Here is a 12,548-nt window from a genome sequence, read left to right as displayed (position 1 = left end):
TTGACTCTAAGATGTTAAAGGTGTGTAGTGTATTTCGACTATTGCTAATGGACCAAGAATAAGTGACTCAAGATGGAGCAGAATATCAATGTTCAGCGAGTAGCTCATTAGATTTTCAATACCTTGATAGTGAACAAACTGACAGTGCTGATTTGGTGACTGAGGTTGCGTTGGCTATCAGTTACAAGGGGGTGAATCATGCGGTGATGATGGTGACACCTGTAGAGTTAGACGACTTTATCTTAGGTTTTTCCCTGTCCGAAAACATCATCTCTTCAGCCGCGAGCCTCAAAGATATCGATTACCGCGTGACCGAGGTGGGAATTGAAGCCAATGTCACTATTCACGAGAGAGATTTTACACAGCTTAAACGGCAACGACGTCAGTTGAGTGGCCGAACGGGATGTGGAATTTGTGGGCAGGAAGCATTGGAAAACCTGCTGATACCAGCAAGCCCCGTGGTTAGAGGTGCATTGCCTGATTTGACAGTATTAACTCACTTAGCGCCAAAGTTAAGGGAGTGGCAGCGACATGGACAAGTCTCAGGGGCGCTGCATGCCGCTTTTTTTGTTAGCCATAGTGGTGAGGTAAAAGCCTGCCGAGAAGATGTGGGTCGCCATAATGCGCTGGATAAACTGATTGGCCATCTTGTGGCGACTAAACTTGAGCCAGACGCAGGCTTTATCGTGATGACGAGTCGCTGTAGTTATGAGTTGATTCAAAAAATAGCCCGCACCGGATTTTCTACCTTAGTGTGCTTGTCTGCGCCTACAAGTTTGGCAGTCTCTTGGGCTGAGAAACATAACATTAATTTGCTTCACCTGACCAAAAATGACGCCCCAAGAGTCTATACCAAAGGCATTTAATCTAGCGAGTAGATATCATGACAAAAAAAAGAATAGCAAAATATGATCAAGCCGCAGGTGGATGGGGAGCGTTAGCCAGTACGGCAAAGCACCTGATTAAGAGTGAAAACCTTGCTAATAACATTCGAAACTTACTGAAAACCAATCAAGATTATGGTTTTGATTGCCCCGGATGTGCTTGGGGTGAGAGCCGTGAGCAAGGGCATTTTAAATTTTGCGAGAATGGCGCCAAAGCGGTGAACTGGGAGGCAACCAGTAAACGAGTGACTGCTGAGTTTTTTCAGCAGCACAGTGTCAGTCAGCTTAAGTTACAAGATGGCTATTTTTTAGAGTCCCAAGGGCGACTCGCGGAGCCAGTGGCCTATAATTCGGATTCAGACCATTATGAATCAATCTCATGGGCAGATGCTTTTGAGCTAATTGCGAGCACCTTAAATGGATTAGCGAGTCCAAATCAGGCTGAATTTTACACCTCTGGCCGCACAAGTAATGAGGCTGCTTTTCTTTATCAGTTATTTGTCAGGCTGTATGGCACCAATAACTTTCCAGACTGTTCTAACATGTGCCATGAAGCCACTGGTGTTGCACTGACCGCCTCTATTGGCGTGGGCAAAGGTACGGTAACCTTAGATGATTTTGAGCATGCTGATGCTATTTTTGTATTTGGTCAAAACCCAGGTAGCAACCATCCCAGAATGCTGGACACACTGCATAAAGCGTCTCGCCGCGGTGCGCAAATCATTACGTTTAACACCCTAAAAGAGCGTGGTTTAGAACGCTTTGCAAATCCTCAGGATAAAGTTGAGATGGTCACTCATGGCTCAACCCCTATCAGTAGTGTCTACTTTACTCCTAAGCTGGGTGGCGATATGGCTGCGATCAGAGGCATGGTCAAAGCGATGATTGCGATGGACAAGGATGATAAAGCGAGCGGAGGAAGTGGCGTGTTTGATGATGCGTTTACCTCTGAGCATAGTCAGGGGATTGAGCGCTACCTTGAGGTGGTTGAGAACACTAATTGGAATAAAATCATCGAACAGTCAGGGCTTTCTCAGGCGCAACTGGAGCAAGCGGCTAAAGTTCACCTTAAATCTGAGCGTGTTATTTGCACCTGGGCCATGGGGCTCACTCAACATAAACATTCGGTGCAAACGATTCAAGAGTTGGTCAATTTACAGTTATTAAGAGGGCAGCTAGGTAAGCCTGGTGCTGGCTTGTGTCCTGTTCGTGGCCACAGTAATGTGCAGGGCGACAGAACGGTTGGCATTAACGAAAAGCCGAATAAGGTTTTTCTGGCAAGTCTTGAGCGTGTGTTTGGTTTTTCTCCTCCGGCTGAGTCTGGGCATAATGTGGTGCAGGCGATTCATGCAATGTTGTCGGGTGAGAGCAAAGTCTTTATCGGATTAGGCGGCAACTTTGCCGCCGCCGCTCCTGATACTGATTTGACTGAAGAGGCGTTAAGTCGCTGTGATTTAACGGTGCATATCGCGACTAAGCTGAACAGAACACATTTGGTGCCGGGTAAACAGGCGCTGATTTTACCTTGTTTGGGACGCACTGATATTGATATGCAGGCAAGTGGTCCTCAAAAGGTGACCGTTGAAGATTCATTTAGCATGGTACACGCCTCTGCTGGAGTGGTTGAAAGCGAATTGGGAGAGATGTTATCTGAGCCTGCAATCATCGCCGGTATCGCTAAAGCGACGTTAGGTGAGGAGTTAGTGGATTGGTCTGAGATGATTGCCGACTATGACAATATCCGTGACAAAATCGCTGATGTGCTCCCCGGTTTTGCAGATTTTAACAATAAAATCCAACAGCCAGGTGGCTTCTATTTAGGCAATCCAGCGGCTCGATATGTATGGAATACCGTGAGCCATAAAGCCGAGTTTATGACCCATGAATTACCTGATTCGATTGTGCCTGAATCTGTTTATGGGTTAACCGATAGGCCTGTTTTTGTCCTGCAGACCTTACGTTCACATGACCAATACAATACGACCATTTATGGTTTAGATGACAGATACAGAGGCGTCTATGGTCAGCGTAGAGTGGTGATGATGAATGCTGAAGATATCGCACTTTTAGGACTAGCACATATGGACAGTGTGAATATCAACTCACTTTGGCCTGATAGTAAGCTACGTCAGGTTTCTGATTTTACTTTGATTGAGTATGATATTCCGCGGGGCAACGTTGCTGCGTATTATCCTGAAACGAATCCGCTAGTGCCGTTGGAGAGTGTTGGAGATTTAAGCTGGACGCCAACCTCTAAATCGATAGCTGTTGAAATATTCAAATAGTGATCTTATGTCTGAATCTAGGTCTATGCCTAGATTCAGTCATCGAGAGGTGGATTAGTAAAAATCTCCACCCATAGCGCGTTGCAGTTCAGCATCTGCTAGCAGATCTTCTAAACGCTTCTTTACTGAACGTCGGTGTACGATATCATCCATCTCTCTTCTTGATGGTTGAGCAACGGCTTCTATTTCTACATCGTCGGGCGCAAGTTCAATCATTTGAGCCATAACGAACTCCTTACTTGTTAAATACCTTTGGCACTTTTAGTTTGCTAACAGGTAAAAATGACATTTAAAATCATGTCGGGATTGGTTATTTGTTTGCGCTGCAAGTTTAAAACATTCACTAAATGATAACGGGAATGCAAACTTCATATTAGTAAGCGCTGATGAGGAAGATATCAGGCTCCGCTGAGAAAAAGTGAGATCTAGTTAGCAATTTTGATGGATGAGATGAAAATATTTTTGATGAGTTTATCGCGATGTTATTTATTATTAAACAACATTAATTCAGTTAGTTAACTAAATTGTATGACGTAGGTTTCAGCTTGTTAAGCTCGAACCCACCTTGTTCTATGTCACTTTCTTCATACAAGGTGGGTATGCATGTTAAATGCTTTATAGGTCGAAACTGTAGCTATAACCTAGAATGACTTTTGGATCATCACCATTGAGATCTGTGTCGCTGAGCGTAAAGTTGATGTCGCCTATATCGGTCTCTTTATTGAGCGATATTGAATAATCAGAGTAGTGACTAGCTCCAAACCACGCGGTAACGATATCGCCAGAAGAGTATCCATAGTGCGCCGCAATCGATAATGTATCTGAGAGAGGGATACTTACACTGGCGTCAAGATATCCCATGTCTTTATTATCTAATGGTTCACTGGCCACATCGCTGCCTGCGTTGACAACATGTGAGTAGCTTAAGGTAAACCATTTCCAGCTCACCGCGGCGCTAAGTTCACCAAAATCGATATTTGAATCACTGTCTGGATAGGCGTAGTAAAGGTAACCTATGTCATAACCAAACTCTTCACCTATCGTGCCGGCATACCCAGTGTAAAAATCGAGTTCATAGCTGGTATCATCGCTAAAATCCACATTAGAAGCCCAGCTTCCTAAGTAAAAGCCACTGTCATGCTCGTAGTCAACTCCTCCCTGTACAGCAACTGCATCTTGAGTTTGACTTACTCCACGCCAAAGATAGTTAGACGTTGCGCCTATATTTGCGGTTACGTCAGCGTATGCACAAAAGCTGGTTAGTATGCTTGAAGCTATTAGTGTGCTGGTTAGTGCTAGTTTCATCTTTATTCCCCATAGTGAAAGATCATATCTCTGCGGCTTATATGTTGCTGCAGTGGATTTACGTTATGGATTGCGAGTAATGTGCCACTTTTTTTATAGATGAATAACATGAACTTATAAATGTAAGCGTGAGTTTTTGCGTCAAAGTGGTTGAAAATGGTACAAAGTTGCACTTATCTAGTGCAACGGGGAGGGGCTGAATTAGTGGGAGAGGAGCAGTTTTAAAAATAAAAGGCACAAAAAAACCTCTAATTAAGAGGTTTTTATTTATCACAATAAAAGGCGTATTTAGTTAACGCTGTCTTTCAATGTTTTACCGGCTTTAAACTTTGGTACTGTGGCGGCAGGGATTTGAATCTCTTTACCCGTTTGTGGGTTACGGCCAGTACGAGCAGCGCGACTAGAAGTTTCGAAAGAACCAAATCCAACGATAGAAATCTTATCACCGTTTTTCATCGCTTCTGTAACCGTCTCTTCAAAAGATTTTAGTGCGCGAGCAGCTTCTGTTTTAGTCAGTTCTGCACGCTCAGCCATTTTTGCAACAAGTTCAGTCTTATTCATTTGAATAGTCTCTTCTTTCCGTAGATTAAATTATACCAATCACACAGTATTCGTTGTAATTGCAGTCACTAACATGCCATAAGACATCTGATATTAAAAGCGCTTTAAGCCGCTTCTTGCCTCTTTAAGGCGAAAATATGCACAGAAAGTGTTCTCTGGCTGATTGTTGGCCGATATTGACGCTAAGTTCGCGAACTTTATAGACGTTTTTATTCTGAGGTGGCTGATAAGTATCTCTTGGTGGACGGAGAAAAAGCGACCCAAAATTGAAATGCTAACGCTAAACTCGCCGTGATTGCGATTAAAGGCACCGGTATCTCAACATTATTGAATACCACTTTTACATCTTGCGGAGATATTTGATAAGCGATAATGGCGGTGCCTGCTAAGGCTGTTAATCCTAAGGTTTGGATCGCTAAATAGACTTTAAAAGCGATACTTGCCCAACTGCTTCTTAACACTAAGCCAAATAAAACCGGTACAACACCAAATGAAAAGAGATCGAACACTTGGATATTGATGGCTCGCCATGTTGCAATCGCCGCAAGTACTGCATACAAGATCATAATGAGGCTGAGGGCGAATGTGGGTTTTTTCATTACATAACTCGTCAGGCTGAATATTTGGGGGAGTGTAAAAAAATCAACCGATAGAGTCAAAGTTTGTTTGTCTTGCCCAATAGAGTATGAATTTTACTGCTCTGATAAGATGAATTAGTTAGAATAGGGCTGAGTTTACCTTGATGAGATAGATATGACTGAAGCAGAGTTTTGGCAGCTGGTGACAAGAACGACACCGGAGCAAGATCAGATTAGTTTAGCTGATAATTTAAAAGCTAAACTTGAGCCATTAAGTGATGATGAATTAGTCGAGTTTGATAAAATTTTTGGCCAGCAGATGCGACGCTCTTATTTCTGGTCAATGTGGGGCGCTGCTTACATTATCACAGGCTGTGAATCTGAATATGCTTTTGCTGAGTTTCGCTGCTTCCTCATTTCATTAGGCAAAGAGTGGTATGACAAAGTGATCGACGCTCCTGATGCGTTGGGTACATTGTCACAGTGGCCTGAAAAAGACGGTTACGCCTATCCTTTTCTCGATGAATATGATCTGATCGCTGGACAAATTTTTGAGGATAGAAACGGAGATGAATTGCCTTTTGTGCCATCAGGAATGGTGTCTCCTCAAGGTAAGAAATTTTCAACTAAGAAGAAGTTACTGAAAAGTACCTACCCTCAATTGAGTCAACGTTTTCCTTTTTAATTGAGGATTGTAGGATTCAAAGCAGAAGCGAGGTTCCTCCTCGCTTTCTGGTCTCCAAAATGTCCTTTCTTTAGTTTGCACAGGGTTTCTGACCTTGTTCTACCTCATATTCATTGCAGTCAAGCTGCGACATTCCAAGCTCTTCCTCATCGAGTTCATGTGCTCCAATGTGCTCGGGAGTTTCCCTAAAATATTGGAGCAGAGTTTAATTGAGATAACTTGAATGCTTGCTGAACCCCTAAAGAATAATGGATTTTATCAATAGAGGTTACTTACTTTTCATTGTTTCACATTGAAACCCTTGCCGACCCGAATCGAACTTACATCTGAGACCACATTCCCATGGAGATTGATCAAACTTTATTGAGCTGTCGATTGAGTAAGTCTTGCATGAGGCATAATCGCTAAAGTTGTCGACTTTCTTATATCTGCCTGATTCATACCCTGCAGGGTAGACAAATGAAGACCAAGTTTTCACTTCCTTTGCTGATTTTGGAGGGCTAACCAAGTATAGGGTGATACCTAATATTAGGAATATAACCATGGTTAGCAGCGTTGTTTGTATATTTTTCATTTATCAGCTTTATGGTGCAGCGAACTAAGTTGGTAATTCTATGTCTACTTGTTGTATTTCGATACAGCTTTTATCAAAAAAGTACATTGATGCTAATATGTTATCGATATGTGGGTTTATCGAATTATACAACTGGCTAGACATTAATTGTTTTGCATTAAGCTAATATTCAGGTTATTAATCGTACACTTTATGGCAGAAGTTTAGTGGCCAATAACCTTTGGAGGTTCATATGAAGTTAACGTATTTATTATTAGCGGGAGCAATGGCTTCTGGTGCAGCACTTGCCGCTACCGATAAAGTTGAAAACCCTGTTACTGAAAATGGGGTGGTTAAAATAGAGTGGAAAGATCCCAAGAGCTTTCGCGATGTGGAAGCCGTTGGAGATATTCAGTCACGTTTTGAGATGCGCACTTTTGAAACTTTGACCAAGAACTTAAACAAAGAGGCGGTTAAAGTATTAAAACCGAATCAAAAGCTCGAACTGCAAGTCACCGATCTCGATCTGGCTGGTGATGTTAGGCCGACATTTGGTGCAACCAGTAATGATATTCGTGTCGTAAAGGATATCTACCCCCCACGTATCACCTTTACATACAGCGTGACTGAAGACGGCAAGGTGATTATGGTTGGCGATGAAAAGTTAAAAGATTTAGGGTTTATGCAATCGGCTGGCCGAATGAGCGATAAAGCCACCAAATATGAATCTAAACTCCTGACTGACTGGCTCAAGAAAACAGTCGCACCAAAGCTATAATTCTTCATACTACTTTTTCTAACAGGCTAAAAGAGCTCACCGCTTTTTTAGCCTGTTTTTTTGCCTGTGCACTATAGAGCGAAAGTTCATGAGGGCTTGAGTTAGAAGTGATTGTTGGTGGAAGTAAGCCAACGCATAGTCCTATAAGCTCAAATTGGCAGGAGTTCCCTTGGCGATCCTCTGCTTGCATACTTTGTGTTTGCCAGTGAATGTCAGAATAAAACAGCTTTTTACTTAGGTTAAACTCGATAAGCACTTGTTGGCATAGGTTTTCTATGTCGTGACTGGTGCTGATAATCACGAAGTCATCTCCGCCAACGTGGCCGATAAAGTGATCGCCGCTATGGTGTGCCTCTAGAATTTTTGAAACCTCTAAAATAATCTCATCACCCCGGCAAAAACCATAGATATCGTTATAAGGCTTGAAGTTATTCAGATCGAAATAGGCGAGGTAGAAGGGCTTTTTCTGCAATTTTAATCGTTTCATCTCCTCTTGGATGGGAATATTCCCTGGCAAGCCAGAGAGGGGATTCGCGTGCCGAGCGATTTTAATTCTCTGCTCTGTGAGTAGTTGAAGTAGATCTTTAGTGTGGCCAATTCCTAGCAGTTTATCGTTACGCATAATAATAAACTCTTGTGCCATTAAATTACTATTTTGCTCAGTAAGAGATTGACTGACTTGGGATATCGGCGTCGATGCATCAACGGTCACCACTTGCGTATTCATCACTTCTACAGCGCTCCTGTTTTCATGAAGCGCACGCCCATAAGGGGTGCTGAACAGCTCCAACAGTTGGGCACGACTGATTAAGCCTTGAGGCTGATTTTGACTCATTATGACGATGCATTGCAAAGCGGGCTGAGAGATAAAGATGTCGCTTATCTGCTTTAACTTTGTCTCAGAAGACACGGTTTTAGCTTGGTGACAAAGGCTCTCGGCAGATTCGGTATAACGGAGCTGTTTTCTCACCGGATCCTGATGAATATGTGCCTGAATACTATCGTTAGGATTTTTGGCTGGGTAGCCAAGTAGATAACCCTGACAATAGACAATGCCGAGTTGCTTCAATATGGCCAACTCTTTGTGAGTTTCTATTCCTTCAGCGATCACTTGGCAGCTGAGGTTTTGGCAAAGCTCTATAATAGAGCGGACAAATTCTTGTTTAACGGTGGATTGATCTATCTGATTGATAAAGTGACGATCGATTTTAACGTAATCAGGGGCCAGTTCAGACCAGAGTCGCAAACCGGAATAGCCGGTACCCAGATCATCAATGGCGGTTAAGAACCCTTGATTGCGATAATGATTGAGACAAGACTTGAGCATATCAATGTCGTCTGCGGGATATTGCTCCGACAGCTCTATGACGACTTGTGACGGCGAGATCCCTAACTCTTGCACTAAGCTCAGTGTCATCCCTTTAGCGTGATTAGGATCTAACAGTGCTTTAGGTGAGATGTTGATGAAGAGTTTACCAGCGAGTTTTTTTGTCTTAAATTGATTGATAGAGATGCTGCGACATAAACCTTCTAGTTCCAATAGTTGGCCTTGGCTTTCTGCTGTCTGAAATAGAGGGACTGGAGAGTGCAGAGGGCTATGTTCTGGTCCTCTACTTAATGCTTCATAACCATGTAAACTATGATTGTTGATGTTGAAAATGGGTTGAAATAGAGCATTAATCAGTTTTTTATCAATGACTTTATTAAGCTCTTTCCCTAAATCGATTGCAGACATGCTCACCTCCTTTGATTAACGCTGAAGGGAGCATATGACACTAGAATGACAGTAAGATGACAGCTTAAGCCAGATTACTTCGCTTATTTTATGGGATGGTTTTACTTAGCTTGATCTTTAAAAGCCTGTAAAGTCTGTAGTAATACGCCAAGCTTTCTTACAATTTTTTCAAGTGCTATAGGCAGTGCTTGTGCATCAGTTGGCATTTGATCAAGTTCTAGGGCAAGCTCTTCAACATAAGGCTTAAAGCGATTACTTAGGGTTGAAAACCCTTGGTCTTGAGTAAAAATGGTATTGAATTTTACATGACCTGCTTTTTTTAGTTCGTCGAGTTTGCCATCGGCATCGATAGATTTACGATAGGCTGCTAGTAAATTATCTTTAAGTTGTTCATGAACTCGTGCGTGTGGCATTACAGCCTCTCATTACAGAAATTGTTTAATTGTCGTGATTATAAGGGGCGAAGAAGATGGCAACAAGTAAGTTGAGTAGAATACTTGTTCTAATGTGGGGAGCTTGTTTGGCTTTCTCCTTTTCGGTGCAAGCAGATCCTGAAGATAGACCTCCATTTTACAAAATTGAATATAAAGGAAAAACGGCCTATCTATTAGGTTCTATGCATGTGGGGAAAGCTGATTTCTACCCCATGGATCCTCAAATAGAATCAATATTTAATGCTGCCAGCTCTCTAGTTGTTGAGGCGGATACCGATAATGCCGATATTAGCGCCTTAATTAATCAGTATGGCTTAACGTCATCGGTAGCTGATGTGAAAACCCAAGCACTGCTTGATAGCTACTGTAAAACAAGAGAGAAAATGTGTGCGGCCATGGTAGGTTTCTCTCCTTGGTTGCAATCGATGCAGTTCGGCATGGGACGTTTTGCCGCTTTAGGTTACACCGTCGACTATGGCGTGGAACAGAGGTTTATTTCTCAAAACAAAGGCCGACCTCTTTTAGAGCTTGAAAGTGCCGAATTTCAATTTCAATTGATGTCATCGTTTAGTAATAGTAAGCAGTGGGAGATGGTAGCAGAAGCGATTCAAGCCCCTGATGATGAGATGCTTTCCTTGGTTAGTGCATGGCGAAGTGGTGACGAGCAGCAGTTAAATAAACTGATGGAAGGGCAGTTGAACGACAGCGACGATCGTCAGATGATCGAGTTGATTCTATGGCAGCGTAATATCGGAATGACGAAGAAAATTCGTCATTTGATGGAAGCTGAGAGCACGCCTCAACCTATGTTTATTCTGGTCGGTGCAGGTCATGTTGTTGGTCCTAAAAGCATTGTGCAAGAATTACTTAAGGCTGGTGGAGAGGTGAGTAACTGTTGGAAGCATACTTGCCAGTAAGCATAGATAGGGCGCTTGGAAATACTGGTGACAGTATAAAGCTGAGTTAACCAGTATTATCTTGTCTATACTTGATGGTGAAAACCTTTAATTTATCGACTCTTATAATCACTTAGCTCACCAGCAAGGAGGCTGAATGGCAAATCTGGTTATCCCCCCAGCAACTAAAGGTTTTGAAGAGATCCCTAGGAAATGGGACAGCAAGCATAATAAAATCATTGCGCGCGTCGATCCTGGTTGTTTTTATATTACAGCTCAAGATGAATATGTTTTTACTCGACTGGGCTCCTGTGTCGCAGCCTGCATCTGGGATCCCTTGCTTGGTATTGGTGGATTAAATCATTTTCTGTTGCCAGAAAGAGAGTTAAACGAAAACTGGCATGAACTAACAAGTTACTCATGCCGTTATGGCAATTTTGCGATGGAACAGCTGATTAATGGAATTCTGACCTTAGGTGGGCAACGTAAAAGGCTAAAAGCTAAAATATTTGGTGGCGCTCAAATGTGCAAAGAGACAGTACTTAATGTTGGGCAATCAAATATTGAGTTTGTAAAAAGCTACCTTGATATGGAAGGTATTGAGATTGTGGCTGAAGATCTTGGTGGCCCCTGGCCTCGTAAAGTCCTTTTCCATCCTAATAGCGGCAAGGTCTTACTCAAACGTCTACCATCGAGTGTTATTAAGCGAGTTGAAACTGAAGAGATAGCTTACGTTAAAGGGATAATTAAGGATCAGACTGAAAGCAAAGTTGAGCTTTTCGATTAGTATTTTTTCGGTTAATTTTAAAGGGAACTGAATCTTTTTAGTTCCTAGTTGTTACTTGTGACCTCCTATCTTATTGATACCTAATGTGTTACCTCAAATCTAGGACAAACTTATTCATTTTGGGTATACTCGCTGGCCTGATATCTGTGCAGAGAGTTGAAATTTGAACGGTTTGGTGAGCGTTGAAAAAGAGTATTTGGTTGAGTTAAAAGCGATGCCTTCATTATTGTCCTTGTATCGTAAGATCTTTTTTGATCGTAAGCCAGGATGGGATGAGGAAGCGCTGCCTCAGATCCAAGTTCGTACCACGAACGTTGAGTTATCTGCAAAAAATGTTAGCGATTACGCTGCAGTGTGTGGATTTGAGTTTAATGGTACAAGACTACCTTTAACCTACCTGTACGTGATGGCGTTTCGTCTTCATGCGTTTATCTTTACCCATAAAGCGATCACTTTTCCCCTGCTCGGGATGATTCACTTAAAAAATAGCATCACTCAGCATAGGCAGTTAAATGTCGATGAGAAGTTTGATTTAGAGTGCGCTTTGGTTAGCAGCCAGCTAACGGATGCTGGACTTGAATTTGAACTCGTTTCTCGTGCTAGAGTCGATGGCGAATTGGTGTGGGAATCACTCTCTACTTACTTATATCGAGTTGAAAGTGCGACTCGCCGTGTTCGCCCACCGAAGGCGAATGCGATGGCTTGGGAGGCTCCACAGTCTTGGTCACTGGCTGATGATCTTGGCCGTAAATACGCTAAAGCCTCAGGCGATTATAACTTGATTCATCTTCATCCTATGCTGTCTAAACGGTTTGGATTTGATCGCGTGCTTGCTCATGGTATGTGGTCAAAAGCGCGTTGTATAGCGGAGATGATGCCGCAAATCGGTGAGCGTGCTTGTAGGGTTGACGTGGCTTTTAAACTCCCTTTGTTTATGCCATCGGATGTCAGTTTTGTGGCTGAAAATAACGAAGATGCATTGGTGTTTGAGTTAAGAGATGCTCGTGGCCGACGCCCCCATTTGTCTGGCTCAATCAGTTTTCTATAAACACTGATTTCTGGTTGAA

At 42.6% G+C, this 12,548-nt stretch carries 13 protein-coding genes; 7 read left to right on the top strand and 6 right to left on the bottom strand.

Annotated features, from left to right (window positions below):
• Nucleotides 1–62 precede the first annotated feature (62 nt).
• The gene (gene fdhD / locus FN961_RS02960; RefSeq protein ID WP_143563046.1) at nt 63–866 is read left to right on the top strand and encodes a formate dehydrogenase accessory sulfurtransferase FdhD; all 804 of its coding nucleotides are present in this window, start codon (nt 63–65) and stop codon (nt 864–866) included.
• Nucleotides 867–883: 17 nt separating this feature from the next.
• Nucleotides 884–3,169 carry an FdhF/YdeP family oxidoreductase gene (locus FN961_RS02955; RefSeq protein WP_143563045.1) on the top strand — a complete coding sequence of 762 codons (2,286 nt, stop codon included), beginning with the start codon at nt 884–886 and terminating at the stop codon, nt 3,167–3,169.
• Between the two features lie 54 nt (nt 3,170–3,223).
• Here the strand turns inward: FN961_RS02955 and FN961_RS25745 are convergent, their stop codons facing one another.
• The 4 genes from FN961_RS25745 to FN961_RS02940 form a co-directional block, all read right to left on the bottom strand.
• Complete coding sequence (locus FN961_RS25745; protein ID WP_185972699.1) at nt 3,224–3,394, bottom strand: hypothetical protein; 171 nt, start codon at nt 3,392–3,394, stop codon at nt 3,224–3,226.
• A 390-nt stretch (nt 3,395–3,784) separates the two neighbouring features.
• The gene (locus tag FN961_RS02950; protein ID WP_143563044.1) at nt 3,785–4,474 is read right to left on the bottom strand and encodes a TorF family putative porin; all 690 of its coding nucleotides are present in this window, start codon (nt 4,472–4,474) and stop codon (nt 3,785–3,787) included.
• Nucleotides 4,475–4,762: 288 nt separating this feature from the next.
• A complete protein-coding gene (locus FN961_RS02945) occupies nt 4,763–5,035 on the bottom strand; it encodes an HU family DNA-binding protein (protein WP_143563043.1) in 273 nt (90 codons plus the stop codon).
• A gap of 209 nt (nt 5,036–5,244) precedes the next feature.
• Nucleotides 5,245–5,634, bottom strand: coding sequence for a hypothetical protein (locus FN961_RS02940; protein WP_143563042.1), 390 nt, complete (start codon nt 5,632–5,634; stop codon nt 5,245–5,247).
• A gap of 154 nt (nt 5,635–5,788) precedes the next feature.
• Here FN961_RS02940 and FN961_RS02935 point away from each other — a divergent pair, with 154 nt between their 5' ends.
• Entirely contained in the window at nt 5,789–6,298 is a 510-nt protein-coding gene (locus tag FN961_RS02935) for a DUF4240 domain-containing protein (RefSeq protein WP_143563041.1), read from the top strand.
• An 806-nt stretch (nt 6,299–7,104) separates the two neighbouring features.
• Entirely contained in the window at nt 7,105–7,629 is a 525-nt protein-coding gene (locus FN961_RS02925; RefSeq protein ID WP_143563039.1) for a DUF3016 domain-containing protein, read from the top strand.
• Between the two features lie 4 nt (nt 7,630–7,633).
• On the opposite strand, the gene FN961_RS02920 is transcribed toward FN961_RS02925, so the two are convergent.
• Complete coding sequence (locus FN961_RS02920) at nt 7,634–9,364, bottom strand: GGDEF domain-containing protein (protein ID WP_143563038.1); 1,731 nt, start codon at nt 9,362–9,364, stop codon at nt 7,634–7,636.
• A 101-nt stretch (nt 9,365–9,465) separates the two neighbouring features.
• On the bottom strand, nt 9,466–9,777 hold the full coding sequence (locus tag FN961_RS02915) for a PIN domain-containing protein (RefSeq protein ID WP_143563037.1): 312 nt from the start codon (nt 9,775–9,777) through the stop codon (nt 9,466–9,468).
• 56 nt (nt 9,778–9,833) lie between these two features.
• On the opposite strand from FN961_RS02915, the gene FN961_RS02910 reads away from it, so the two are divergent.
• The 3 genes from FN961_RS02910 (at nt 9,834) to FN961_RS02900 (ending at nt 12,529) form a co-directional block, all read left to right on the top strand.
• Nucleotides 9,834–10,715, top strand: a complete 882-nt coding sequence (locus FN961_RS02910) for a TraB/GumN family protein (RefSeq protein ID WP_143563036.1) — start codon at nt 9,834–9,836, stop codon at nt 10,713–10,715.
• Between the two features lie 136 nt (nt 10,716–10,851).
• Nucleotides 10,852–11,481: a chemoreceptor glutamine deamidase CheD gene (locus FN961_RS02905; RefSeq protein ID WP_143563035.1), complete on the top strand. Its 630-nt coding sequence runs from the start codon at nt 10,852–10,854 to the stop codon at nt 11,479–11,481.
• Between the two features lie 214 nt (nt 11,482–11,695).
• Nucleotides 11,696–12,529 carry a MaoC/PaaZ C-terminal domain-containing protein gene (locus tag FN961_RS02900; protein WP_143563144.1) on the top strand — a complete coding sequence of 278 codons (834 nt, stop codon included), beginning with the start codon at nt 11,696–11,698 and terminating at the stop codon, nt 12,527–12,529.
• Nucleotides 12,530–12,548: the final 19 nt, after the last annotated feature.

Source organism: Shewanella hanedai (assembly GCF_007197645.1).
Classification (GTDB): domain Bacteria; phylum Pseudomonadota; class Gammaproteobacteria; order Enterobacterales; family Shewanellaceae; genus Shewanella; species Shewanella hanedai.
The sequence above is the reverse complement of the archived record's forward strand: the minus strand, read 5'-3'. Positions and strand labels throughout refer to the sequence as shown.

Bases quoted from the DNA above. Each gene is read 5' to 3' on its own strand.
- FN961_RS02955 (WP_143563045.1), top strand. From the start codon at position 884: ATGACAAAAAAAAGAATAGCAAAATATGATCAAGCCGCAGGTGGATGG.
- FN961_RS25745 (WP_185972699.1), bottom strand. From the start codon at position 3,394: ATGGCTCAAATGATTGAACTTGCGCCCGACGATGTAGAAATAGAAGCC.
- FN961_RS02950 (WP_143563044.1), bottom strand. From the start codon at position 4,474: ATGAAACTAGCACTAACCAGCACACTAATAGCTTCAAGCATACTAACC.
- FN961_RS02945 (WP_143563043.1), bottom strand. From the start codon at position 5,035: ATGAATAAGACTGAACTTGTTGCAAAAATGGCTGAGCGTGCAGAACTG.
- FN961_RS02940 (WP_143563042.1), bottom strand. From the start codon at position 5,634: ATGAAAAAACCCACATTCGCCCTCAGCCTCATTATGATCTTGTATGCA.
- FN961_RS02935 (WP_143563041.1), top strand. From the start codon at position 5,789: ATGACTGAAGCAGAGTTTTGGCAGCTGGTGACAAGAACGACACCGGAG.
- FN961_RS02925 (WP_143563039.1), top strand. From the start codon at position 7,105: ATGAAGTTAACGTATTTATTATTAGCGGGAGCAATGGCTTCTGGTGCA.
- FN961_RS02920 (WP_143563038.1), bottom strand. From the start codon at position 9,364: ATGTCTGCAATCGATTTAGGGAAAGAGCTTAATAAAGTCATTGATAAA.
- FN961_RS02915 (WP_143563037.1), bottom strand. From the start codon at position 9,777: ATGCCACACGCACGAGTTCATGAACAACTTAAAGATAATTTACTAGCA.
- FN961_RS02910 (WP_143563036.1), top strand. From the start codon at position 9,834: ATGGCAACAAGTAAGTTGAGTAGAATACTTGTTCTAATGTGGGGAGCT.
- FN961_RS02905 (WP_143563035.1), top strand. From the start codon at position 10,852: ATGGCAAATCTGGTTATCCCCCCAGCAACTAAAGGTTTTGAAGAGATC.
- FN961_RS02900 (WP_143563144.1), top strand. From the start codon at position 11,696: ATGCCTTCATTATTGTCCTTGTATCGTAAGATCTTTTTTGATCGTAAG.